Raw genomic sequence first — 26,127 nt, 5'->3', positions numbered from 1 at the left:
TTGAAGCCACGACAAAAACCGGATCCTTTCGTAAGAAAGGATCCGGGGTGTTAGGTCACGCTACTTTTTCTGTTCTCAATGTCTCATGAAAAGCCCGGTCTAAATAACCGGGCTTTTTTTAGTTTTGAAGCCTCAGCTGGCTGAAAGAAAGTGGAAGGTAGTAGTAGCAAACCGTATGAGAATTCTTACAAAGAAAAAATCTCACTCTGTGATTTAATCGGCGTGTCTACGTAAGAATTTTCCTTTCTGAGACGAACTTTGAGATAAAGCACATTATAATATGATCTTTATGGATCAATTTCCGTCTTGTCAGGACGTATTGAACGTTTTTGTTGATGAGAATATTCTTCAGAATTTGTCATTGGTGTTGTCTTGGGAATTTTGGTTTTGCATACTTTTCTTTGCACGACAAACCGTCAAAGAATCGAAATTCGATCTTGAGAAAAAAATTGCCGAAGAAGTAGAAAAGATTAAGAAAATTTCCGGATCAGAGGAATTGTTTCGAGCGTATCAGGCTCTCGCAAAATTAGGTCATAAGAAAGAAGCTCTTATTCATCTCAACGAATTAAAAGAGAAATATTTTAAAGAAATGGGTGAAAATACACAAATAGAATTTCTCTCCAACTTAAAAGAAGCGGAGCAATGGTGACAGCTGCTGTAGCTCTAAATCATTTCTTTATACTCGTATTTTGCATTTTTACCTGATCCGGTTTCACAAAACTTGCAAGTCCAATCCGAAAGAAGCTTTTTCTCTATAACAGAGTATCTTGTGTCAAGCCCTTCTGCAATTTTTATTACATAAGACCATAAAGTTTAAACTTACGAATCAAAGAATCTTTACTTCCTATCGAGCGACCATAGAAGCGAGACGCTTTAGTTCTTCAGAGCGACCCGCAAATTGAGTTGGAATAATAAGGATCCAAGACGCACATTTTTTCAAGTGTTCAGATAAAAACGAGGCTTTGTGTTTGTAAAAAGTGTGATTTTCTGATAGAGAAAACCACCAGAGTTTTTCCGCCTCACCGAATAAAACTCAAGCCTTCCCGGCTTTATTCTATTTTTTGAATAGGATGGAAATCTAAATTCCGTCGGTAAGGTGTATAATAAAAAATATACAATTGAATTCGGATTCAGACTCTGAAATTGACAATCTTAGGAAACGAACCTTGCGTGTATTTCTACAACAAAATGGATTCCGGTTTGTTTTAAGGCTAATTAATGTAAGTTTGACATAACAAGTGCGAAAACGATGATTATGCTGCGGTCCTTAGAGAGAAGCATTTTAGTTTCAGCACGGTCCAGCCTTTGCTGCAAGCAAAGGCTCTGGATTCGCCAAACTTTCTTAGATCGAACTCGCATTAATTAGAAAAAATTACAGAATGCTTTTGGGATTTTTGTAAAATTTTAGTGAAACTTCAAAGTTAATCTTTGATATTGAGACCTAAAATCAAAAATTAACTTGTAACAATCTCTGCACTTTCAAAGCTTGTATTGTGTTTTGTTCTTAAGAATAGCGGAAATGCAAATGTAAAAATTTACAATCGAGGTTTGAACTGTTCTTGAGATGGGACCCTAATTTTGAATCCATTTGGCAATTTGGCAGAAAGTACCTATGAATCGGAAGAAATTATATAAATTACATTCTTTAATAGGAATTTGTAGCGGGTTATTTTTAGTCGTAATCGGTTTAAGTGGTTCTCTTTTAGTTTTTGGACATGAAATCGACCAGCTATTGCATCCGAATCAATGGTATGTTGCAGGTGGAACCGAGCGGCTGAGCATAGATACGCTTCGAGAAAAATTAAACCAAACTCTTCCTTCCCATGCTTTGGCTGGTTGGTTACTTTCGAAAAAACGAAATCAACCGGATCAAGTTTGGCTTCATTTTTTAGATTCGGATCAAAAAAAGGAATTTGTGATTTTATTAAATCCTTATACCGGAAAAATCTTGGGAAAACTTGCCGAGAACCTTTCGGACTCTTTTTATGGCTGGGTGTTAAATCTACATTATACTTTGTTTATGGGTAGTTTCGGATATTTTTTGACGGGAATTTCGGGAGTTATATTTATTTTCCAAGGAATCAGTGGGATAATTCTCTACCGGGGGATTTTACAGAATTTATTCAGACTTAGAACAGGCCAATCTTTTAGAACGTATTTTTCGGATCTGCACAAACTAGTCGGAGTATTTACTCTGATTTTTAATTTGGTTTTGGGTTTTACGGGAGCTTGGTGGAGTGCACGATCCACCGCCAGACTTTTGGATCAAGGGTTTTCGGAGGAAAAAAAAATCGGAAGTTTTTTTAACCAGTCCGTTTCAATGGATGTTTTGCTACAAGATGCTATTGAACAAATACCTGGTTTTCGTTTAGGGTTTATTTCTTTTCCTCATCACCATGAGAAAGATCCGATTCAATTTTATGGCACTGAGAAAGAACAAAATCCGTTTCGAAGTCGATTCGGTTCCTATTTTATCTTTGATTCGGAGTCGGGAAAGATGCTAAAGATGTTTCATCTTTCGAATGAAAATCTATTTTATAAAATTGTGGATTCGTTTAGCCCTATTCATTTTGGAACATTCGGGGGAATGTTTACGAAAATTCTTTGGATGATTTTAGGATTTGCCCCTGGAGTTTTATACCTTTCCGGAATGGGAATTTTTATCTCAAAACAAAACTCAAGAAATCGAAGAAAAAACGAAGGATTTATTTCCTAAATACCTTTATGAAGTTCTAAAATTAAAGTGAATTCGATATAAAAAAGTTTAGGCGAATCTCTCGCAAACTTCATAACTGAAACGCTTTTGTAAAAAGCGTTTCAGTTGAATTTTTCAAACTAAAGTGCTGTTCTCTACTGATCGTTCCAACGGAATTTCCACTAAAATCGTTTTCGCATTTGTTAGACCGAACTCACGTTAAAATTAGGTTTACGGAAATCAGACTACTTGATGGACGAAAATGCTGATAAAGCAGAACATTGCGTAAAGAAACATAGGAATTGATACCCGAAAGTTTCGCACTTTGAATTAACGAGTAAAATTCCGCGCTCGCAATGACCCATCCAGACGCCTGATGAAGAGCCAGTTTTTTCTACCGATCACAAAATAACACATAATGTTCTTATTCTCTCTGTGACAGTATTTTCATAACAATGATTATCTTCGGTCATACTGATTCTGGGCTTACGTGAGAGTAGAATAGGTAATACGATAAGGGCACCCTATAAAATGAATTTTTCATCGGACGATCGCTTCGAAAACAGTGATTCCATCTAGAAATTTGATTTAGAATCTGCATCTTTGGATTTTATAAAAGTGCCGACCAAATTTTCTTCTAAGAATTCTCAGAGGAAAATGACTCGACTATCTACTGAATTTTGAAAACAAACGATTCATTCTTAACTGAGCATTGTGAACCGTTTTGTATAAAACCGGAACCGCAACCAAGGTCAAAAAGGAAGAAAAAGCGAGTCCCCATCCGAAGGCAAGAGCCATTGGAACGAGGAATGGATCTCGTCCTCCGATACCGTATGCCGTAGGTAGTAGTCCTAAAACCGTTGTCACCGTTGTTAAAACTACAGGTCTAAGTCGTAACAGTCCCGTTTCGATCAGAATCGAATCTATGTCTTCTCCCGGTTTTTCTAACCTTAACTGATTGGCAAAATCCACCAGAACGATGGAATCGTTTACTACAACTCCCGCGAGTCCGACAATTCCTAAAAAGGCAAGAAATCCGAAATACTCCCCGTGAAGAATAAACGCTAAAATTACACCGATTAAAGAAAACGGAATGGAGCTCACTACGATTACTGGCTGAATTACGGAACGGAATAGGGACGCGAGAATCATGAAGATGATAATGAACGCGATAAGAAAAGCTCTCCCTAAACTTGTAAGTGATTCTTCTGTATCCTTATTTTCTCCACCAAAACGCATTCGATAACCGGGATACTTATCAATAATTCCTTTGGAAAGTCTTGCAATTTCCGCGTTAGCTCTTCTTGTATCGGTTTTACTTTCGTCCAAGTTAGCCGTAATAGTGAGAAGACGTTTACCGTCCAAATGATTGATGTTTGCCAAACCGGGCTCGCGAACATAAGTAATCAGTCTGGATACCGGAATGAGTTTTCCTAATTGATTACTTACAAAGATATTATTAAAAGATCCAATAGATTTCCTCACCTCTTCCGGAAAACGAACCTTAACTTCTATTTCTTCGTCGGCTCGTTTGATCTTTGTGGCTACGGTTCCTTGGAACGCTGTGTTGATCGCCTGCGCTACTTTGAACACGGAAACCCCCGCGGTCGAAGCGAGGGATTCGTTTACCTTGATTCTGATTTCGTCCTTACCTTCGTTAAAATCGTCCCCGATATCCGTAATGCCCGGGACCTTAGTCATTACGGCTTTGTATTCTTCTCCGATGGCGATCAAATCATCATAGTCATCTCCACGAATTTCGATTGCTACCGGTTTTCCAACGGGAGGACCTCCGGAGATTTTTTCAAAATCCAAAACGGAAAGTTGTCCTTTAAAACGCGAAAATTCGGAGGGGAATGTGTTTAGATTGAAAGGTTTGTATTCTTCCTTTTTCTTTTCCGCTTCTTTTCTACGAGTTTCCTCAAGGACTTTCACCGACTTTTCATTCAAAAGCCAGATCGTTTTTTCTCTTACTTCCGAGATGATCGTGTCGGTTGTTCTTTTTCTATTTTCTTCGGGCGCTAGATATACGAGAATTTGACCGTAATGTTTTCCGCGTTTGGTGAAAGGATCGTTCGGATCTTTTTGAATGATTCCCACTCTAGTCACGTAATTTTCAATTTCCACTTTGGAAATTTTTGCAAGCTCCGTTTCTAAAATGTGGCTGAAACGTTCCATTTCCTGAAGAGACATCCCTGTTTGACCCGTAAGTTTGATCTGAAATACGTCCACGGAACCGGGGAAAAGTTTAAACTTTCCAAAAACTGCGAAAAGCGCAAAACTTCCTACAAGCATTGCGAATAGATAAATAAAAATCTGAAGTCTATGTTTAAGAGCAAACTTCAAAAGAGGAAGGTAGTAGTTGACTTTGAGTTTATAGAACCATCCGCTTTCTTCTTTAATTTCGCCTGAGCGAAACTTATGTTTATTGATGTCGTATAAATGGGAAGGAAGAATGAAGAACGCTTCCGAAAGAGATGCGAGTAACGCAATAATTACGACTAACGGAATGCTGTAGATGAACTTCCCAAAAATTCCGGTCATAAAAAGCATCGGAGCAAAGGCGGCCACGGTAGTCGTTACGGTAGCCGTAACAGGATCGATTACTTCGCTGGTTCCTTTTAACGCGGCTTCGTAGACGGGCATTCCTTCTTCCATATAACGGTACACGTTTTCACAAATGATGATCGCGTCGTCGACGAGGATCCCCACAACGATAATCAAACCGAACATGGAAATCAGATTTAGGGTAAGGCCCATGTAATTCATGACGATGAATGTGGCCCCGAAAGAAACCGGAATTCCGAGGGCGGTCATCAGAGCGACCCTCCAACCCAAAAATAAGAATAAGGAAGCCGTTACTAGGATGAGTCCACCGACCGCGTTGGAAAGCAGCACTCCTAATCTTCTTCGAATATATTTGGAAAGATCGTTTACAAACGAATATTCGAATTCTTCTTTGGAATTTTTCTTAAATTCTTCGATAATTTTTTTAGCTTCGTCTACAACTAAAATCGCATCGGCCTTTTCCCGCTTGATGACCGTCAAAGCGATCGTTTTTTGTCCGTTAACCTTATCCAAATATTCGGCTTCTTTCAGACCTTCGGTGACTCTTGCCACATGGTCGATCCGAATCGAATTGCCGATTTCATTGGATCGAATGTGAACTTCCTCAATTTCTTGGGGAGAGTCGAATTCTCCGATGGTTCTTAGAATGATTTCTTTCTGGTTTCCGGCGATGTTGCCGCCGGGGAAGTTAATATTACGGTTTTTTAATGCGAAGATGATATCCTGACTCGTGAGATATTTGGAAAACATCGCCATCGGATTAATGTCCACCTGCATTTCCGTATCTCTCCAGCCTCGTTTGGAAATTCTAGCAACACCCGGAATATCCTCCAAAGCCTGCTCTACGACTTTCGCTTGCGCTTTGAGACGTTTTTCTGCCTCGATGCTCGGATCGTTCGATTTCAGACTGATATCGATTTCGATGACGGGCTGTCTGGAAGTTGTGATTTCCGCAACGAGAGGATCCTCCGCTTCTTCAGGAAGGTCTTCCACCCGATCGATTGCGGACTTTATATCATCTACGACTTTCTGAGTGTTTTTGGAATCCGGATCCAAAGTAATCACGATACCGGAGCGATTTTCGATCGAAGCGGATCTGAATTCTTTGATTCCATCCACTTCTTTGATCGCCTCTTCCAAAGGTTTGGTGACAAGTTTTTCGATTTCGGCCGGAGAGGCGCCTGGAAATACGGTAACAACGCTTACAATGTCGAAGTTGATATTCGGAAACGCTTCCCGATTCATTTTTACGGCGGTAAAGCCACCGATCAGAATAATCAAAAAAGTAAGTAGATTTACAAAGATACTTTTAGAGAGAAAATATTCGACTAGTGATTTCATATATTTTGTTTTTTAATCTAGAACATTTCTGCCGGAATCGAGAGTGTCGTTGAAACCGAACAATTTTGTGTCCTTTAAACGATCCACATAAAGGATTCCCGAAAGATGATCACATTCGTGTTGATAGACGACCGCTTTATAACCGTCTATTATCTCGTCGAATTGGCCTCCTTTTTCATCCATCCATTGCATTCTAATTTTGTTCGGCCTTTCCACATAACCTCGCATTCCAGGTACGGAAAGGCAACCCTCCCAAAAGCCGGAAGTGTCTTTTGTAAGAGGAGTGATGATCGGGTTTAAAATGACTCGTTCGGGAACGTTCGGAGTGTTCGGATAACGTTCATTGTCTTCGGAACCTACGACTATGATCTGCTTCAAAATTCCTATCTGAGGAGCCGCAAGTCCCACACCTTCCGCGTGACGCATCGTATCGAACATATCCCGGATGAGTTTTTTGAATTCTTTTGTTTGAAGTTCATTTTCTGTGACGGGTATTGAAACTTGGCGGAGAATCGGATCTCCCATCCTTAAAATTTTTCTGACTGACATACTTAAAAACCAGGTTCTATCTTAAATTTTGACTTTTTTTGGACACAAGAAATCGGAATCTTCTAAAGAATTTTCACGATCAAATTCTTCAGAATAGTTTGTGTTGATGTCTCGATTCTAAAAATTGGAAACCTGATCTGTATCGGGTTTGTAGGGAATTCGGAAACTCGCACGGAAAAGGAAGAAAGAAAAGATGTAATGTTCTACCGGAAAATTTAAGTTTGAGAATGAGTGAGTTTGTATTTTCGGCTTCAAACCGAATGATTGGGACAGGTCGGACGTAATGGATCTAAAATACGGATTTCCATTTCTTTGCCGAACTTTCTATAGGGCAAAAGTCCTAAAAGAGTTTGACATAGAGAATCGGAAGTCTAAAAACTCAAATGGTGGTAAGTCGAATGTGGAGACGAGGGGAATCGAACCCCCGACCTTTTGAATGCCATTCAAACGCTCTCCCAACTGAGCTACGTCCCCGCTTGAGAATCAAGTTTTTACCAATTTCTTTGAAGTCAATAATAAATGTAGGAGCGGTTTAGGATGAGTGAATCGATTGAAGATTTACAAAAGAAATTAAAGATCCAAAATGATATCATCAAAGGTTACGAAAAAGTTTTAAGACTCAACGAACAGGAATTGAAGAATGCAGACGAAATCATCCGTATGTACGAAGGGATCATTCAGTATTCCGGAAAAGAACTTAAGGATGTTAGAGAAGCTTTCGATGCCACCAATTTGGTCACTAATCTTTCTCGTGAAGAATTGATGGGAGCCTTGTCTCGTATCAAAGAGTTAGTAAACGCTAATAAGAAACTGAGAGAAGAATCCTTAAAGTTTCAATCTGGCTGAAGCTCCGCTTTGATCTCAAGTAAGAAACAGGATTCCCTCCTCAGACAGGATTCTGACGGAAATCTTTATCTGGAAGATAATCCAGGTCTGACGGTCGTTTTTAAATCTCTTCTCACGGAACTCATTCGCCTAACATCCGCACAATTTGGAATATTCGGCTTTCGTTTAGAAGATGGGACTCTCAAGCCCATCTGCGAAAATCTTCCTTTAAACATGGTCGAAGAAGCAAGGCTTGTCTCCGAATTTTGTTTTAGAACCGGCCAAGGTTTCAATCTTAAAAAAGGAGATAGTCCCAGTAAGCTGATTCCTTCTTCAGAACAAAATTTGATCTGTTGTGTCTTGCATGTAGGAGAATTGGGGGCTTCTTCTTCGGAGGATCAGAAGAAAATATTCGGGACGATCCTTATCGGAAGATCAGAAGGAGGAGAATTTAGAGAACCCGATCTTGTACATTTAAAAACGACCGCTCGAACCATATCCGATCTTTTGGAAGAATCTTTCATTTCGGGAGAATCCTCTTTAGTTGTTCTTTCCCTCATGACCACTTCGAGAGTCGCTCTTGAGTCTGTGCAGATGCGAAAACAAACTGATCGTTTCGACTTTTTGTTAACTGAAATCATTCGAGTTTCCGGACTGATTAATAAATCCTTGGATCTTTCCCAACTTTTGGAAGCAATCATGTTATCTTCCAAATCCGTATTTCGAACCGAAGCTTGTAGTGTTCTTCTTTTAGACGATACGAAGGAATATCTCTACTTTCATACGGTTTTGGGAGAAAAGAGGGACGAGGTTACGAGAATTCGGGTTCCTGTCGGAAAAGGTGTCGCGGGAATGGTCGTCCGAGATAAAAAACCGATGATCATCAATGACGCGACGAACGATCCCCGAGTTTATCGGGAAGTGGATAAGGCTTCTCATTTTGTGACGAGAAACATCATGGCCGCCCCTCTTTTAGTGGAAGGTCAAGTGATCGGGGTCATCGAGGCGATCAATACGATTGATCGGACTTCTTTTACAGAGGAGGACTTGGAACTTTTTTCAAGTTTTTCGGGGACTTCCGCACTTGCGATTCAAAAGACCGAACTTTTACAGAATTTGGAGGATGCCAACAAAGATCTTCGGAAAAAAGTGTCAGAACTTGAGAGTTTGTTCGAACTTTCACAGGTGGTTTCTTCCGCTAAAAGCCAGGCGGATTTGATGAAATATTCCATTCCGGTAATACACAACGAGATGGATGCGGGTAAGACCGGAATTTTTCTTATCAATCGAAAAATGGGAATTCTTACTTTGATTGTATGTACTTCCGAAAGAGCCGTGGAAATTTTTAGAACCACGAATTATCATAACAGTTTTATTCACCGTTCCATCGAGCAGGAAACAACGACGGTCAAAGAAGATATTCAGGATTTTGCATTCGATCACGAGTTGGATTTGGAGTATCTCAAAGGGTCTTACATCGTTCTTCCGCTTACACAGCAGGGTAGAAACGCTTTCGGAGTAATTACAGTTTCGGATCGGGTGGATAAACTTTCGTATAATCATTCTCATCTCAGACTATTACAAACCTTTGCATCTTTGATTGCGAGAGGGCACGAAACGTTAAAACTTCAGAATGAGATGATTTCCAGAAAAGCGACGCAACGTTCCTTGCAGAGAGAGATCGAGATCACAAGGGAGATTCAAAAAAATATTCTTCCCGAATTGAAGTCATTTCATTCCAACTTCGATATAGGAGTTAAGTCTGTTCCTGCTAAGGACGTTTCGGGCGACTTTTACGATTATTATCAATATCAAGATGGACAGTATTCTTTTCTTGTATCGGACGTATCCGGAAAAAGTCTTCCCGCCGCGATTTTTATGGCTATGAGCTCCTCCGTCATCCGTACGCTTGCCAGAAATCACGATTTAGATCCGGAAGAGATTCTTAAACAAGGGAATGCTCTCATCTACGAAGATTCGCATAACGGAATGTTTGTGACCACGTTTTTTATTCATTACAATCCCGCGATCTTCACTTTGGATTACGCGTCAGCGGGTCACAACGAACAGGTTTTAATTCGAAAAGACAATTCCTGGGAATTCCTCAAAGCTTCCGGTCCTCCTTTGGGAGTAATTCCATCCGCTAACTACAAAGGAGGAAGTTTGATCGTGGAACCGGGGGATATGGTGATTCTTTATACCGACGGAGCGATCGAGGAAAAAAATGCAAAAGACGAAGAGTTCGGTTTGGAAAGAATGATACGGGAAATCATCGCAAGAAAACACCTCCCTGCCGGACAAATCGTCGAAGAACTTTTCGGACTCGTGCGAAAATTTTCAGGCGCCTCCGAGCTCTTTGACGATTTTACGGTGATGATCTTAAAATTCAACGACAACTATCAGTTCTCCCGGACTTTTGAAGCGAATATTTCGTCGATTCCTCTGTTCAGAGAGTTCGTTTATGAAACGATTAAGGTTAGAAATTTGGAGGAATCTCAGAGAGACGATATTCTTTTGGCCTGCGACGAAGCCGGTACGAATATAGTAATGCATAGTTATGAAAATACGAGTCTGAAAAATCCGGAGTTCGAATGTAAAATACGCTTTACAGGCGATTGGATTACTATTGTACTAATTGATTCCGGGAAAACTTTTCAAAGAAAGGAAGTTCAAAAACCTTCGATTGAGGATAATCTAAGCGGAAAAAGAAAAGGTGGATTCGGAGTTTATCTGATTGAAAAGCTTATGGATTCGGTCGATTATTCTAGCGAAAGCGGAAAAAATATTTTAATTCTCAAAAAAAATTTTCAAAATAAGGCTTCCAATGGAAATAACTTCTGAAATTAAGAATCATTCCAAGATCATTCATTTGATCGGAAACCTAGACGTTCATAACACGCATAAGATCGAATCCGCGTTTATGGACCAGATCAAAACGGGAGATTCTCCCATATTAGTTTTAGATCTTTCTTCCGTTGATTTCGTATCATCTGCAGGACTTAGAATCATCGTTGCCGCTCTCCGAGTTTGTAAGGAAAAGGACGTAGAGTTCAGACTTGCCGGGACCAAACCGGCGGTGAAAAAAGTTTTTGAAATCATCGATATGAATTCTATGTTTAGCATTTTTGAAACCCTCGAATCTGCCATAAAATAACTTCCCCCGACGTACTAAGGCCGAATTTAACTTTCCTGAGAATCCTTTCTTTAAAAACTGGATTTATTTTATTTCATTGAAAGGTTCTCGTATGTCCGAAGCAAAGTATTCACTGGAAAATCCATTTCAATCCACGACCGAACCTAATGTTCTTAAAACCCGCGGTCTTTACGAAGAGGCAAACGAGTTAGGAAAAGAACTCCTCAACAAACCACTAGCGGGAGGAGGAGTCGACAGAATCCTCGTTCAACATTCCAAAGAAAGAATGACTGTCTGGGAAAGGATTAAGGTTCTTACGGAAAAAGAACCCAATATACTCTACCAAAACTGGGGAAAAAGTTTGGACGGAGCTTCTCTGGTTACCGGAATTTTAAATATCAACGGTAGGGATGTGGCGATTTACGGTCACGACTTCACTCTTCGCGCGGGTTCGATGGATGCGACTAACGGAAGTAAACTTGCCAGATTGATCTATATGGCAGGAGAGCACGGAATTCCTTTGATTGGAATGAACGATTCTGCCGGAGCTTATGTTCCTGCGGGAGTGGGTGGACTGGACGGTTATAGTGAGGCATTTACAGCGCTTCGGAAAATCAGCGGAGTCGTTCCAAGTTTGATGCTCATGTTTGGATTCAATGCGGGAGGGGGAGCTTACCTTCCGCGACAAGGATCGTTTATGATCCAATGTGATAATACTTTCTTCGGTTTAACGGGACCCGGAGTCGTTAAATCGGTCTTAGGCGAAGATATCTCCGCGGATGATTTAGGCGGACCCAAAGTTCATGGTCAGAGCGGAGTGGTTGATATCGTAACCGGTGACGAGTTGGGATCCCTTCGGACCGCTCTTCGTTTGCTTTCTTATCTGCCGGATAACAATCATTCCTTTGCACCATTTCATGCTACTTCCGATCCCACGGATCGATTTATATACGAGGAAGAGATTCTTTTTAAGAAAACCTTTAATTCTCCTACAGGAATGAACACGCCTTTCGATATCACTTTGTATTTGCAGAACATCTGTGATCACGGACAATACTTTGAAATCCAGGGACAACGTTCCAGAAACTTAGTCACCGCCTTTGGAAGAATCGGTGGACATGTGATAGCGTTTGTCGCAAATAACTCCGCTGTTTCTTCCGGACAAATCGATATCGGTGCCGCAAGAAAAGGAACGCGTTTTATCCGTTTTTGCAACCTTTACAATATACCGATCGTTTTTTTAGAGGATACGACAGGATTTTTGCCCGGAAAAGAACAGGAACAAAACGGAATCGTTCTCGAAGGAAGAAAACTTTTGGATTCCATCATTGATATTCGCACTCCTCGTCTAACTCTAATTATTCGAAATGCGTTCGGAGGAGCTTACGCTTGTTTTAATTCGTATCACACGGGAGCGGATATGGTATTCGCGCTTCCTACTGCTCGGATCGCGGTAATGGGGCCGGCGGGTAAAGACTACGTTTATAAAGACGAAGTGTCTTCGATCCAAAAAGAATATCAGGAAAATGTAAAGAAGGGAATGTCCGAAAAGGAGGCCGTCGTAATTCGGGATAAAAAGCTTCAAACGCTTTCCACACAGTACGAAAGGGAACTGATGAACCCGAAAGAGGCTCTTTCATTAGGTTCCGTTTCCAGAATTGTTCTTCCCGGAACGACCAGGAATATTCTCTTTCAAAATCTGGATTATTTAATTCGACATTATAAACCGGCTCCATTGTCCGGACCTCAAAGGGAGTTTGAGTAATCTACATGATTGACTTTCACAACAATCGCATTCAATTTCATCAATCCAATTCTCCTTGGATCCGTTCCTTCTCTTTGGAATCGATCAAATGTCTGATCGTATGTCGGGGGCCGGTCCGGAAAGAAGCAATGGAAATTTTCGATTCGATCGGAATTAGGGAATATGGAATTCTTCTTTCCGAAAAAGATTCGGTCGTTTATCCTATGGCCCTCGCACCGGAACTCAGGGGATTTCGTTTTCCGAATAATATTCACCGTGTTCCGGATTATATGGGAGTGGGTAAGGAAGAAAAAGTGGAGAGAATCGAACAAATTATCTCCATCGCAAAGGACAACAAATACACTCATATTTTTGCCGGATACGGTTTTATGGCGGAAGATTCCGAGTTCATCGAAGCGATCGAAAAGAGCGGAGTTGTTTTTATGGGGCCCGCTTCCTATGTTGCAAACCAAGCCGGTTCCAAGGACGCGGCTAAAAAGATCGCAAGAAAGCTCGACGTGTCCGTAACGCCCGGCGTGGATAACATTTCCTCTCTTGCGCTTTTAACAAAGGCTCCCGATGCAAAAACTCTCGAAAAACTCGCAAAGGAAAAAGGAATCGATTTCAATTTCGATTCTTCCGTTTCTCTGGAAGTAAACGCGGAGAACTTGCTAGAATTAGGATATTCTAAAATTATAGAGCTTGTCACGATTACCGATCTTCAAGCCGAAGCGGAAAAGGAAACGAAGAAAATTTGGGAAAAATATCCTAAGAATAGAATTCGCTTCAAATACATTGGTGGAGGCGGTGGAAAGGGACAAAGAGTCGTTTCCAAAATCGAGGAAGTAAAAGGCGCCGTTCAAGAAATTCTTTCCGAGTCGAAAGTGACCGCTCCCGGGACGAACAAAAATTTTCTGATCGAGTTGAATATCGAGAACACAAGACACAACGAAATACAGCTCATCGGAAATGGGGAATGGTGTTTGGCCCTGGGGGGTAGGGATTGCTCCGTTCAGATGCACGAACAAAAACTTCTCGAACTTTCTCTTACTCAAGAGTTACTTGAAAGAGAAATCGCTTCTTGTTCGACGACCCATCCAAAAAAAGCGGAGGTTCTTAAAAAAGATCTGAAAGTTCTTCGGGAAATGGAAGAACAGTCTGAACGTTTTGGAGCGGCCGTAAAGCTGAATAGCGTTTCCACCTTCGAATCTATCGTAGAAGGAACGAATCATTTCTTTATGGAAGTGAACACTCGGATTCAAGTGGAACATAGGGTCACTGAAATGGTGTATTCTTTGAAGTTTAAGAATCCTGAAAATCCGAACGAATTTTTCGTAGTGGACAGTTTAATCGAAGCGATGGCCCTTCTGGCTCTTCATGGAAAAAGGCTTCCAAAACCGGAAAGAATTCCTAACTTTCCTTCCGGAGCGGAAGTTCGTATTAATGCGACCAACAAAGCGATCCAGCCGCATGCGGGTGGGGTCATCATGAACTGGTCCAAACCTCTTCCGGATGAAATCCGAGACGATCAGGGGATCAGTATCCGGAATCCGGACATGGGTTTATTCGTACATTATAAAGTAGCAGGTGCTTACGACTCCAACATAGCACTCCTCATCTCTCACGGTGAAAACCGTACGGACAATTTAATCCGACTCAGTGACATTTTGAGAAAAACGGAACTCAGAGGATACGACCTTCAAACAAATCTTTTGGTTCATTATGGTTTGATCCATTGGATTCTCGGAAAGGACGCTATGTTCAAACCTTCCACTGCGTTTATGATTTCCTATCTTGCAGGGGTAGGGGCTTTGGAAAAGATTGTGAAAGACGTAGATCTGGAGATCGCTTGGAAAAAAGTAATTTCCGAAGCCACTTCTCCTGAAGCGAAAAAAGTTTTAGGAAGAAAGTTGACTCTCATTACTAGACCGATTGGTAAATTACTCAAAGATGCTCACTTGGTTGCGGGATTTATCGGATATCACCTGAATCATTCCTGGAGGATTTTCGGTTCGAAGATCGAATGGATCAGAAATCCGATTTATGTACTTTCGGATCTTTACCATTATCTGAATATGGAAGCGGATCCGAATCTTTCTCCTTCCGAGCAAATTTGGGATCACGACAATGAAATTCTTCAGAAGGCTCTTTCTTTTTATCGAGAACTTTCCAAAAGAACCGGGATTGCAGCGGATTCTATCGAACTTGTTGTAAATTTGAATTCTGGTAAAACCATTTCCGGAATTGACTCGGAGATTTTACCTTCCGTTTTTCAATCGCATAACGGCTTTCAGGTGGGTTTAGAACTGCTCAAACTTCTTCCTTCTGCCGGACTAAACTCCGGATTTTACAATTTGGAAGTGGATGAAAAATTGGAAGCCCTCATTCCAGAAGAATTTAAAAAGGCCGAAACAAGAGACGCCTTCATTAAGTTTCTCGCTCCTCCTCCTAAGGCAAGTTCCGATGAGATTGTAGCTCCAATGGGAGGAATGTTTTATTCCAAAGAAGCTCCGGATCTTCCTCCAATGGTAAAAGTAGGAGATCACTTCAAAGCGGGGCAACCTCTCTTTATCGTGGAGGTTATGAAAATGTTCAACAAGATCTCGGTTCCTTTCAGCGGAACCGTAAAGGAGATTTTGTTGAATGACAGCGACGGAAAGATCATTTCTAAAGGTCAGACGATTTTCAAAATCGTTCCAGACGAAATAATTCATATGGAAACCGAAGCGGAAATTGCAGAAAGAAAAAAGAAAACCACGTTAAGCTTAGTTTAACGTGAGTTCGTTTCAAAAAAATTTTCAAACGACCTGGCAGCTTCTAAAAAATGCGGGAGTTTCTACATTTTTAGGTTTTGAGATTAGTTTAAAATCTTTTCTTTATCTTTGGTAGAGGGATCTCATGTATGAGCACCTTTAGAAGTATTGAACCTCACTTACAATCTTTGAAAGCGGAAGGATCGTGTCTACAGCTCCTTTCAAAATCGCTTCTTTCGGCATACCGAAAACCACACAGCTCGTCTCGTCTTGTGCGATCGTAAAAGCTCCGGTTTGTTTCATCTTCAAAAGTCCATTTGCTCCGTCGTTACCCATTCCGGTCATAATGATCCCTTTTGCATTTTTACCTGCTACCTTCGCAACGGAATTGAAAAGCACATCCACGGAAGGACGATGCCTATTGATTAGCGGACCGTCTAAAACTCGAACGTGAAATTGAGCTCCGCTGAGATAAATCTCCATGTGTTTGTTACCGGGTGCGATGTATGCGGAACCAAGTTGAATTCTGTCTCCGTCCTTAGCCTCTTTGATTTGGATCTCGCAGATTTGATTCAATCGATTGGCGAAGGTCTCTGTGAATTTTTCCGGCATGTGTTGAACGATCACGATTCCGGGACAGTGAACGTTCAATTGGGTGAGGATATATTCGAGCGCTTGCGTTCCTCCCGTGGAAGTTCCGATCGCAATTAATTTATCTGTTGTGCTAATTTTGGAAAAATCTGCTTTGATTTGTTTGTGATTCTCAAAGAGTTTTGAGTCGTTCTGAAAAGAATGAAGTTTGATCCGTGCGCCGGAAGCCGATGCCGCTCTTACCGAATCCGTAAAAAGAACTTCCGATTCTTCTAAGAAATTTTTTAATCCGACCTTGGGTTTTTCGATGATATCGATAGCGCCTAATTTCATCGCAAGTACTGCGGTCTCGGACTCTTTTTCTGCGAGAGAGGAACATATGATCACCGGAGTTGGTCTTTCTGACATGATCTTTTTTAGAAAAGAAATTCCGTCCATGCGGGGCATTTCCACGTCGAGTATAAAAACGTCCGGCCAAACGGAGGAAAGTTTTTCCGACGCAAAAATGGGATCGGATGCAAAACCTATGATTTCGATTTCAGGGTCCTGGTTTAGAATTTGTGCGAGAACTTGGCGAACGACCGCGGAATCGTCGATGATAAAAACTCGAATCATGAAAATTCCGGTCTTTCCACGTAGATTTCTCCGTCCCAAAGGGAAAAGAAAATTCTTCTATGAGAAAATCCCCCCAAGTCTTCGGAAGCGATCGGGAGCCGGTTTTTACTTAAGAGTTCCTTAATGGAACAAATATTTTTCATTCCTATATCCCGAACGGATTTGATTTCTAGGAGCTTTTCCTCTTCCGTAGAGAACATGGAGGCTCCGCCAAAAAGTTTTATCTGATATTGGCCGGCTCTCCCTTCCGCCTGTTCTATCTTTTCGAAAAACAATCGAATGGCTTCGTCAGCATATTTTGCGTTTAAAGTGGCGCTATAACCTGGCCTATATGGGAGCATAACGTGTGCCATTCCCCCGTAGAAAAGAGCTGGATTCCAAAAACAAATCGATACACAAGAACCAAGTAAGGTTCTAATTCTCAGATCCCTTCTTCCCCAACAAAAGCCTCCGGGTTGCAGGAATATATCCCTTACCGTATCTGGTTCCGTCATACGTTTTCTGCAAGTATCTCTGATTGATTTTCTTCTAAGGACGTTAGTTCTTCTAAATGCAGAATTTTTTCGGTGTTCAAAATGATGATAAATCCGCTTTCCTGTTTAGCCATTCCTAGGATAAAATCTACTTTGATCTTGGAACCGAAAGTAGGGGCCGGTTCGATATCATCTTCCGGAATCGAAATTACTTCGTTGACGGATTCGACAAGAATTCCCAAGTCCGTTTTTTCTTTTTGATCTCCGTTTCGTTCCGAATGAATTTCCACGATGATTACGCATGTTTTACGATCCGGCTCTATTTTACTCTTAAAGAACTTGTGTTTCAGATCCACGACGGGAACTACGTTTCCGCGAAGATTGATGACCCCCGGAATAAATTCCGGCATTAAGGGGACGTTTGTCAAACCGGAATACTCAATTATTTCTTTGATATGTAATATTCCAATTCCATAACATTCCTCTCCGAGACAAAACGTCAAAAATTGATTTTCCTCCAAAGAGTTCATCGTTGTCCTCTTCAATATTTCTCGAATTTTTCAGGGATGGATATTCCTACGGATTCCGATTTCGCCAGTTCTTTTCGAGTTGTAGGAGTTGTTTTTAACATTCCGGTTCCAGCTGATTCTTTATACAAAAGACCTCCGCCGTTCGTCATTTTTTTATCATCTCTTTCTACGATCTTAAAGAACAAAACGGATTCCCTGAGTTGTTCCGCTTGTGCGTTCATCTCTTCGGAAATGGCAGCTAACTCTTCCGAGGCGGAAGCATTTTGTTGGGAAACCTGATCCAATTGTCCCATCGCCTTATTGATCTCGGAAACTCCTGCGGCTTGTTCGTCACTTGCAGCGGTGATTTCTTGGACAAGATCGGCGGTTTTTCGAATCGAAGGAACGATTTGAGAAATGAGTTCCCCGGCTTTTTCGGCGATAGCGACGCTACTTCCTGCCAGACTACTGATTTCATTTGCTGATTTCTGACTTCGTTCCGCTAATTTCCGAACTTCGGATGCAACGACTGCAAATCCTTTTCCGTGGTCACCGGCTCTTGCTGCTTCGATCGCGGCGTTTAACGCGAGTAAGTTGGTCTGATAAGCGATATCCTCGATGATACTGATCTTTTCCGCAATCTGTTTCATCGCTTTTACGGTTTCAATTACGGAAGTTCCTCCTTCTTCCGCGTCTTTAGAGGACTTGGAGGAAATTTGTTCCGTCTGACGAGAATTATGCGCATTCTGGTCGATGGAAGCAGTCATTTCTTCCAGAGAAGAAGTGGTTTCTTCCACACTCGCGGCTTGTTCGGAAGCACCTTGGCTCAAAGAATTAGCGGTGGAAGAAACCTCGCTAGCCGATGTCACAAGACTTGAGGAGCGAATGATAATATCTCCGATAATATCGTTTAACTTGTCCATCGTGGTATTAGAATATTCTTTCAATTTTCCGAAAGTACCGTGGTACTCATTCGTGATCTTTTGTGTGAGATTCCCCCCGGAAATTCTTTCCAAAGCTTCGACTACCTCGTTTAAACCTCGGTTACTGACTTCCAAAAGTTGGTTGAGGGATTGGCTGAGATTGAGAAAAAATCCGGTCTTTGAATCCAAAGAAATCCGAGTCGTAAAATTTCCTTTTGCAGCGGCGTTGACAATCCCTTCTACTTCGTCTTGAACCGCAAGTTCGCGAGTAACGTCCGACCATTCCACAACGGAACCGAGTCTTTTTCCGTCTGCGTCTACAATCGGATTGGCGATCAAATCGAAAGTTCGTCCACCGATTTTAATCGTGGCTTTATGAATTCCGATAAAGTTACTAAGGACACCTCTTTGGTGTGCCGGATTTTTGTGAAACTGATCGATACTCGACCCGATTAGGGTTTTAAGATTGAAGTGAGCGAATTGTTTTTTTATGTCCGCTTCTCCGATCTGAAACATTTCTACGACGGCTTTATTCATATAACGGATATTGAATTCGTTATCGGCAATCATAATGTTTGTGGACGTATTATCCAGAGCGACTTTCACACGAACCAATTCCTCGTTTTCGATCTTTCTCTGCTCGGTGATTTTATTTTGTTCCGTAACATCGCTCCATTCGACTACCGAGCCCAAACGATCCCCCGCTTCGTCTATGATCGGATTGGCGATCAGATTAAATTGTCTTCCACCGATATTGATCGAAGAACGGAACGTATCCGTAAATTTGTTGAGAAGTCCTCTTTGATAGGAAGGGTTTTTGTGAAACGTATCAATGTTAGTTCCGATTAAATTGGACGAATTGAAATTACTAAATTGTTTTCTTATGTCCGTCTCCGCGACGTGAAACATGGAACGGATAGATTTATTCATGTATACGATATCTAGGTTACGATCCGCCATCATAATGTTCGTAGTTACATTATCGAGGGCTACTTTAACGCGAGTTAATTCCTCGTTTTCGATTTTCCTTTGTTGCTGGATTTTATTTTGTTCCGTGACATCGCTCCATTCCACGACGGTTCCCAATTTATTTCCATTTATATCCGCGATCGGATTGGCGATTAAATTGAAATCTCTACCTCCGATGGAGATTGAAGAACGGAAGGTTCCGGTGAGTTGATTCAAAAGGCCTCGTTGATGCGCAGGATTTTTATGAAAGGAATCTATATTGGTTCCCATTAAATCGGTAAGATTAAAATTCAAAAGTTGCTTTTTGATATCTGTTTCGGCTTTACCGAACATTTCTCGAATTGCCTTGTTCATATAAACAATATCAAAATTACGATCCGCCATCATGATATTCGTGGTCACGTTGTCCACAGCGGTTCTCATTCTCAAAAACTCCTTTTCTAAATTGAGAATCGTTTTATGACTGAAACGATTGAACCACCACAGAACGGAAATGAGAAGAATCGATACTCCGACATATTCCACAATCGTGATCCAAAAATGATTCTCGATCTTAGTGGGAATTACGGAAGCAGTCTCGGTCGTTCTTAAAAGTTCCTTGAGTATTTCCGATTTAGATTGTCTAAAAACGGAAAGTTCAGAAAAGAAATCGGATTTTAAAAGAAGAGTAATTTCTTTTTTTAGATCCTTCGAATTTAAAATTCTTTCTTTCAATTCCACTGTGTTTGCAGAAAAAGTCAAAATTTTTTGATCGAGTTTTTTAATTGTTGATTCATCTTTAGAATGCGATTCGGAAAGAGCGTATCTTAGATTTTTCAGACTTTTTTCTATTCCCTCCAAGTCAGAAACGAGAGTTTCTTTATCCTTTTCAAAAGAAATGTGGAGCGAAAATTCTCCGATGGACTCCTCTGTTTTCAACAAAATTTCGGAGAAGTGCCGCACTGATTCTAAATATTTTGTCGAATGTGCATCCGTTTCAGGATATATGTTCCTAAAATTCTGAATCGATAAGAAAACGAATCCGTTTATTGTGATAGCTAAGCCGACCCAAACACCTAAATTTTTCCGAAACATTTGATCTCTCCATATTCAAAATTTATAAAATTTATTTCTCTGAAAATTCAAGCCGATTTAACGGCAAGCTCCCTATTTTTGGATTGTTCCTGGTCCCGGATCGAATTATATAGACCGGGGACATCTAGTATGAACGCGATTTCTCCGCTTCCTAAAATCGAAGTGCCGCTAAAACATTTGATGCTTTTGAAAATTTCCGCCATAGGGCGAATAACGGATTGGATCTCTCCTTGTAGATCATTAACCACAATTCCAAAGGATTTATCATCATATTCTAAAATTAGTATATTCTCTTTATGGAATTTATTTGTTTCAAGGGAAAGAAAGCTGGAAAGATGGAGGATTGGTAGGAGCTCGTCTCTCAGATTCATAGTCCCTGAAGAGGAGTCGTTTACAACGAATTTGGATTCCACCGTTTCCCGAACCATCTGCATAGGAACTATGAAGAATAGGCCGGATGCTCTGACTAAAAAACCGTCTATGATAGCGAGGGTAAGAGGTAAACGAATGTGAAATGAGCTCCCTTGATCTTTTGCCGTTTGGATTTGAACGGTTCCTCTTAAGGATTCAATATTTTTTAAAACGACATCCATACCTACACCTCTTCCGGAAAGATTGGTGACGTGTTCTGCCGTGGAAAAACCGGGTTGAAATACCAGAGAATAGATTTCGGATTCGGATAAAGCCTGGTCTCTCGTTATAAGTCCTTTAGAAATCGCTTTTTCAACGATCTTTTCGCTGTCTAAACCTTTTCCGTCGTCTTTGATTTCGATGAGGATACTACCGGTACCGTGGCTTGCTTGGATCTGAAGTTTACCCATTGCAGGTTTGCCTTTGCGGATTCTTTCTTCCGAAGTTTCGATTCCGTGATCGAGAGCGTTTCGTAAAATGTGAACGATCGGATCGGCGATTTTTTCGATTACCGATCGATCTAATTCCGTCTCGCCGCCGAAAATTTCGAGTTCTACTTGTTTATCCAGCTCTTTGGAGAGATCGCGCACTACACGTTTGTATTTTTCGAATAAATCCGCAATCGGAACCATTCGAAGACTTAGCGCGAATTCTCGAATTTCGCTTACCAATCTATAAAGGGATTCGGAACTTTCGATCAATTGAGTGTCTCCCGTGTCTATGATCTTTCTGCTTAGATTTGCTTCTTGGGTGATCAATTCTCCGACAAGAGAGATTAACGTGTCAATTTTGGAGGAATCGACTCTCAGGGTTTTTGTCTGTATTTTGAGAGTTTCGGATTCTTTTCCGTTTTCCACCGTGATAATGTTTGGCGAAGAATGAATCTCTTCGGAAGTACGAACAAAATCGTTTCTGAGTTTTTGAAGTTCGTCTCCGCTTAACACTTTTTGAATTTCGAGAGCGTATAAATAAGCTTCTCTTCCGAAAGGAAAGTCTTTGCAATTTTGTTCAAAGAAGTCCAAGTCACATTTTGGAGGAAGAATTTTCAGATAACTTTCTTCCTTCAAAAATTGGAATGTAGAATGAATTTCTTCACCTTCTGCGGGAGAATCATATGATATTTCAAAACCTAGATAAGAATGTTCCGGATGAAATTCCCTCCAATCAGGAATAGATTCGGGATAGACAAAAACGTGTTTGATGTTCCCAGATTGAGCTAAGTATTTAATAAACGTATACGGATCCATACCCGATTCGAAAAGATGTCGGTTCGGGATCAAAGTAATCTGCCAATGTGCGGAACCGGAAGGAACGTTTAAATTACCAGGGGAAGTCTGTGAACTTTTCGAGACGGAATCCTTTTTGAGATCGTTCGAAAAATTTTCCGCGAGCAATTTTTTTGCAAGTGATATGAGATCGATTTGTTTATGAGAAGTTTTGGGATCCAAAACCAAAGTGTCCGTGTTTTCCACCGATTTTACAAGGTGGTAAATATGATCGCAGGCTAAAAATAAAAATTCGATCCCTTCTTTGGTGAGAATTTGTTTTCCCGAACGAATTCGATCTAGAAGAGTTTCCACTTCGTGTGTAAATTTTTCAATTGGTTCGTAACCGAACATTCCGGAAGTTCCTTTGATGGTATGAATTGCGCGGAAAACGGAATGGATTCCTTCTTCGTTTGTAGAATCTTTTTCCAAGATCAAAAGATTGGATTCCGTGGAAGAAAGTAACTCTTCTGATTCGGAAATGAACGTAGCCCTAACTTCGGAAAGATCCATTCTTAATCCTTGCCCACTTCAAACTGAACTGATTTGGAAAGTTTATCATCGTCGTTTAAAAGCCAAGAGAGTCCGTAGAAATCGATTAACTTTGTAACGCCGTGGCTGTGATTGACAAACCGAACATCGGCGTTGATTCGTTGCGCTTCCTTTTTAAATGAAAGCAAAATCTGTAAGCAAGAAGTGTCTATTTTTTGTATCTTAAAAAGGTCGATTTCTAAAAAAGAAAAACAATTCCCGAAAACAGAATCGAGCTTCTCCTTAAATTCGAGTGCTTCATAAATAGTAAGTTCACCTTCTATCGTAACTTTCGAATGGGAAATCCCGGAGCTTTCCGAAGGAACTTCTTGAAGATCTGTGTATAATAAAAATGGCATATAGAACTCAAGGTAATAATTTATGGATCGTTTGGACTAATTCTTCGGGAGAGAATGGTTTTGTGAGCCAAGCTCGAGCACCGGCGGCCAATCCTTCGTTTTTTACTTCCGTTTGGGATTCCGTAGTGAGCATAATGATCGGGGTGAATTTATTTTTGGGATCCTTCTTGATTTCTTTCACGAACGTAATTCCGTCCATGTTCGGCATATTCATATCGCTTACGATGAGATCCACTTTGTCGCTTTGTAGTTTGTCCAAGCCGTCTTGACCGTCCACAGCCTCTAAAATGTCGAAGTCAGAATTACTTAGATGCAGATTGAGTATCTTTCTAAAGACAGCCGAATCGTCTACGATGAGAATTCGTTTCATCCTTTGTTCTCCTTATTAAATCAACGGGATAAAAATTTCCGCAAGAACACAGAGACTCACGTCTTCGGATGTATGGTCGTTTGCGTTGTGGATAAAAAATAATCCGTGATGTTTGCGAACGATATGATCCACTGCAGTTAGTCCGAGACCGAGACCGAATTTTTCCAAATGGCTTACGTTTTCAACCGGGGGATAAATTCTAAAGAAAGGTTGGATTACAAGTTGTTCGAACTTTTCTGGAATACCTCCGTAAGGTTTTTCAATCACTCGATTTTTAAACGTTATACAAAAATAACTCTGGTTGACGTTCGTAAAAATATCGATTTGGGAATTGGGAGAGCAGTATTTGAAGGAATTAAGAAACAATTCCTCCATTGCGAGATACAAAAGAGGAAGATTTACGTTTAGCTTATATTCTTTTTTAAAAATGGGAAGAGTAACGGAAACTCTTTTGGACATCAAAAAAGAGTTTAAATTTTCCGGAAGTTCCTTGACCTTTTCCAAAATATATTTGGTGGAAATGGAAGAGAATTCGAAGTTTTGATCGATCAAATCTAACAGCTTTTCAAGGCCGAGCAGCATGTTCTTTGTGATTCGATTGTTTGTAAGGAGAAGATCCAGAATTTCCTTATCTACCTTGTAAAAATTTTCCTCCTGTATTTTAACCGAATCGATCATATCCAGAAGACTAGTCATCGCGCCGATTCCGCTCCCTTGGGAAAGTGACGTTTTTAAACTGTGAATCGAATTCTTCTCAAAGGATTCGCTGTCGGATTTGCGAATTGTTTCCTTATAAGTAAGCCATTCAAGCTGGTTTCTCAGTTTCTGATCTTCGATCTTGGCCAGATTCTCTTCCATATTTTTAAGATAACAATAGTTCAAAGCCTTTTGAAGAACTTTGAGGAAGATGTCGGGATAAATCGGTTTTAAGATGTAATCGAAAACCCCGAGTTTCATGATCTCTATGATTTTTTCGTTTCTATCGATTGCGGTCTGGACGAGAAACACAGCGTTAGGATAAATATCTTTGAGCTTTGTAAGGAAGGCACCCCCGTCCATAACGGGCATCATCAAATCCAAAATAAAAAGGGAATATTTTTTATCTTCGATCCTTTTTAGAGCTTCTTCTCCGTTAGACGCCACTTCGTGCTTTACGCCCAGTTCGTCACATAAACTTTCCAGAAGAATACTGTTCTCTTGTTTATCTTCCACGATCAAAATCGGATCGTTCGGAATCTTACGAAGAGTATTCTTTTTTTTCAGTTCGGTTTCCAAGACATATCTCCTTTTCAATCTCGATTAAAATCGATTTCAATTTATCTAAGGAAAACGGGTTCTGGATCGTATAATCCGGGAAGAACGGAAGTAGATCTTCTTGAAAGGGAACTGGAATATCCGTGGTTTCCAAAAGAATCAAATGGCTTAACTTGGAATCTTCGTTTAAAAGAACTCTCAAGGATTTGACAACTTCCGTTTCTTCCAAAAGCAAGCGTGTATCATATAATAATATTCTGTGAGAATCGAGGCTTTTTTGCGGCATTTTGGAAAAATCTTTCACGGTACGTAACGTAATGAATTCTTGAAAGTTATGTATGAAATATTTTTCAATGGCTCGGTCGTAGATCCTATCTAAAATTGCAAGCAGAACAGGTATTGATTTAAGTTCGGCTGGATAAATCGGTTCTTGAAAAGTTATGTCTTGAGGAAAGGTTACGGCTTGAACGGGCGTGTTTTGGTTTTCCACATAAGAGAAATACGGAAAGAAAACGTTAAACGTACTTCCTTTTCCGGGCTCGCTTTCCACTTCGATGGAACCTTGATGGGCTTCCACGATCTTTTTTACGATCGGCAGACCGAGTCCGCTTCCTTCGTAAGCGGATTGATCTTCTCTTTTTACCTGATGAAACGTTTCAAAAATTCTATGAATTTCGTTTTGAGGGATTCCGATTCCGGAATCCTGAATGGAAAGTTCGTAATCGTTTTCGAGTTTTTTTAATGTAATTAGAATTTCACCGGAAGGATCTGTAAATTTGATCGCATTTCCGAGCAAATTTAGGATGACTTGTCGGATTCGTTTTGGATCCGCTTTGATTTCAAAATTTTCCTCTTTCGGAAAACATTGGAAAGTCATTCCGATTTTTTTTGTGATCGCTTCTCCTAGAATCATTTCAATTGACGTGGAAATCAATTCTTTAAGATCAAAATTAGACTCATTCAAAACCAGCTTTCCGGCTTCGATTCGGGACAGGTCGAGTATGTCGTTGATGATATTTAGAAGATGAACGCCGGAATGAAAAATCAGATCCTTGTATTTATTTTCCTTTTCCATTTCCGCTGGAAGTTGCATAAGACTGGAAAATCCTATAATGGAATTGAGGGGTGTTCTGAGTTCGTGACTCATGTTAGTTAAAAATTCGGACTTGGCTTTA

At 40.6% G+C, this 26,127-nt stretch carries 18 protein-coding genes and 1 tRNA gene (1 of these 19 only partly in view); 7 read left to right on the top strand and 12 right to left on the bottom strand.

The annotated features are described in order from the left end of the window. Positions 1 to 367: 367 nt before the first annotated feature. Both CLV95_RS16115 and CLV95_RS16105 read left to right on the top strand, forming a co-directional pair. Positions 368 to 649: a hypothetical protein gene (locus tag CLV95_RS16115; RefSeq protein WP_002726875.1), complete on the top strand. Its 282-nt coding sequence runs from the start codon at positions 368 to 370 to the stop codon at positions 647 to 649. Between the two features lie 963 nt (positions 650 to 1,612). After that, a complete protein-coding gene (locus CLV95_RS16105) occupies positions 1,613 to 2,716 on the top strand; it encodes a PepSY-associated TM helix domain-containing protein (RefSeq protein WP_002726879.1) in 1,104 nt (367 codons plus the stop codon). 645 nt (positions 2,717 to 3,361) lie between these two features. Here CLV95_RS16105 and CLV95_RS16100 read toward each other — a convergent pair. The 3 genes from CLV95_RS16100 to CLV95_RS16090 all read right to left on the bottom strand — a co-directional run bounded on the left by CLV95_RS16100 (position 3,362) and on the right by CLV95_RS16090 (position 7,627). Further along, positions 3,362 to 6,604 (bottom strand): efflux RND transporter permease subunit, encoded by a 3,243-nt coding sequence (locus CLV95_RS16100; RefSeq protein ID WP_002734726.1) that lies wholly within the window; start codon positions 6,602 to 6,604, stop codon positions 3,362 to 3,364. A gap of 12 nt (positions 6,605 to 6,616) precedes the next feature. Beyond that, entirely contained in the window at positions 6,617 to 7,153 is a 537-nt protein-coding gene (gene def, locus CLV95_RS16095; protein WP_016749540.1) for a peptide deformylase, read from the bottom strand. A gap of 401 nt (positions 7,154 to 7,554) precedes the next feature. Next, positions 7,555 to 7,627: transfer RNA gene (locus CLV95_RS16090), tRNA-Ala, on the bottom strand. A gap of 63 nt (positions 7,628 to 7,690) precedes the next feature. On the opposite strand from CLV95_RS16090, the gene CLV95_RS16085 reads away from it, so the two are divergent. From CLV95_RS16085 to CLV95_RS16065, 5 genes are all read left to right on the top strand, one after another. Next, on the top strand, positions 7,691 to 7,999 hold the full coding sequence (locus tag CLV95_RS16085; protein ID WP_002734682.1) for a hypothetical protein: 309 nt from the start codon (positions 7,691 to 7,693) through the stop codon (positions 7,997 to 7,999). Between the two features lie 9 nt (positions 8,000 to 8,008). After that, entirely contained in the window at positions 8,009 to 10,819 is a 2,811-nt protein-coding gene (locus tag CLV95_RS16080; RefSeq protein WP_002726892.1) for a SpoIIE family protein phosphatase, read from the top strand. Then, positions 10,803 to 11,132: an STAS domain-containing protein gene (locus CLV95_RS16075; RefSeq protein WP_002734658.1), complete on the top strand. Its 330-nt coding sequence runs from the start codon at positions 10,803 to 10,805 to the stop codon at positions 11,130 to 11,132. The genes CLV95_RS16080 and CLV95_RS16075 overlap by 17 nt, the downstream gene beginning before the upstream one ends. 91 nt (positions 11,133 to 11,223) lie before the next feature. Continuing rightward, positions 11,224 to 12,876, top strand: a complete 1,653-nt coding sequence (locus CLV95_RS16070; RefSeq protein ID WP_002726891.1) for an acyl-CoA carboxylase subunit beta — start codon at positions 11,224 to 11,226, stop codon at positions 12,874 to 12,876. Positions 12,877 to 12,881: 5 nt separating this feature from the next. Beyond that, complete coding sequence (locus tag CLV95_RS16065; protein WP_002734662.1) at positions 12,882 to 15,629, top strand: ATP-binding protein; 2,748 nt, start codon at positions 12,882 to 12,884, stop codon at positions 15,627 to 15,629. A 138-nt stretch (positions 15,630 to 15,767) separates the two neighbouring features. Here the strand turns inward: CLV95_RS16065 and CLV95_RS16060 are convergent, their stop codons facing one another. The 9 genes in view from CLV95_RS16060 to CLV95_RS16020 are tightly spaced (at most 47 nt apart) and all read right to left on the bottom strand, a layout consistent with a single transcriptional unit that may run on beyond the window. Continuing rightward, the gene (locus CLV95_RS16060; protein WP_002734715.1) at positions 15,768 to 16,814 is read right to left on the bottom strand and encodes a protein-glutamate methylesterase/protein-glutamine glutaminase; all 1,047 of its coding nucleotides are present in this window, start codon (positions 16,812 to 16,814) and stop codon (positions 15,768 to 15,770) included. Further along, on the bottom strand, positions 16,811 to 17,308 hold the full coding sequence (locus tag CLV95_RS16055) for a chemotaxis protein CheD (protein WP_002734680.1): 498 nt from the start codon (positions 17,306 to 17,308) through the stop codon (positions 16,811 to 16,813). The genes CLV95_RS16060 and CLV95_RS16055 overlap by 4 nt, the downstream gene beginning before the upstream one ends. After that, on the bottom strand, positions 17,305 to 17,817 hold the full coding sequence (locus CLV95_RS16050; protein WP_002726889.1) for a chemotaxis protein CheW: 513 nt from the start codon (positions 17,815 to 17,817) through the stop codon (positions 17,305 to 17,307). Before CLV95_RS16050 ends, CLV95_RS16055 begins: the two co-directional genes overlap by 4 nt. 11 nt (positions 17,818 to 17,828) lie before the next feature. Further along, positions 17,829 to 20,762 carry a methyl-accepting chemotaxis protein gene (locus CLV95_RS16045; RefSeq protein ID WP_002734702.1) on the bottom strand — a complete coding sequence of 978 codons (2,934 nt, stop codon included), beginning with the start codon at positions 20,760 to 20,762 and terminating at the stop codon, positions 17,829 to 17,831. Between the two features lie 47 nt (positions 20,763 to 20,809). Beyond that, positions 20,810 to 22,951 carry a chemotaxis protein CheA gene (locus CLV95_RS16040; protein WP_002734684.1) on the bottom strand — a complete coding sequence of 714 codons (2,142 nt, stop codon included), beginning with the start codon at positions 22,949 to 22,951 and terminating at the stop codon, positions 20,810 to 20,812. Between the two features lie 2 nt (positions 22,952 to 22,953). Further along, the gene (locus CLV95_RS16035; RefSeq protein WP_002725512.1) at positions 22,954 to 23,328 is read right to left on the bottom strand and encodes an STAS domain-containing protein; all 375 of its coding nucleotides are present in this window, start codon (positions 23,326 to 23,328) and stop codon (positions 22,954 to 22,956) included. A 7-nt stretch (positions 23,329 to 23,335) separates the two neighbouring features. Next, positions 23,336 to 23,698: a response regulator gene (locus CLV95_RS16030; protein WP_002725496.1), complete on the bottom strand. Its 363-nt coding sequence runs from the start codon at positions 23,696 to 23,698 to the stop codon at positions 23,336 to 23,338. Between the two features lie 15 nt (positions 23,699 to 23,713). Further along, positions 23,714 to 24,973: a response regulator gene (locus CLV95_RS16025; protein WP_107695021.1), complete on the bottom strand. Its 1,260-nt coding sequence runs from the start codon at positions 24,971 to 24,973 to the stop codon at positions 23,714 to 23,716. Then, positions 24,936 to 26,127, bottom strand: partial view of a PAS domain-containing sensor histidine kinase gene (locus CLV95_RS16020; protein WP_026054816.1) — the 3' portion only. It continues 1,019 nt past the right edge of the window; the window shows 1,192 of its 2,211 coding nt (coding positions 1,020–2,211); the start codon falls outside the window, past its right edge — the gene reads right to left on this strand; the stop codon is at positions 24,936 to 24,938. Before CLV95_RS16020 ends, CLV95_RS16025 begins: the two co-directional genes overlap by 38 nt.

Origin of the sequence: Leptospira borgpetersenii serovar Javanica (assembly GCF_003046425.1) — a bacterium.
GTDB lineage: Bacteria > Spirochaetota > Leptospiria > Leptospirales > Leptospiraceae > Leptospira > Leptospira borgpetersenii.
This window is presented reverse-complemented; position numbering and strand designations above follow the sequence as displayed.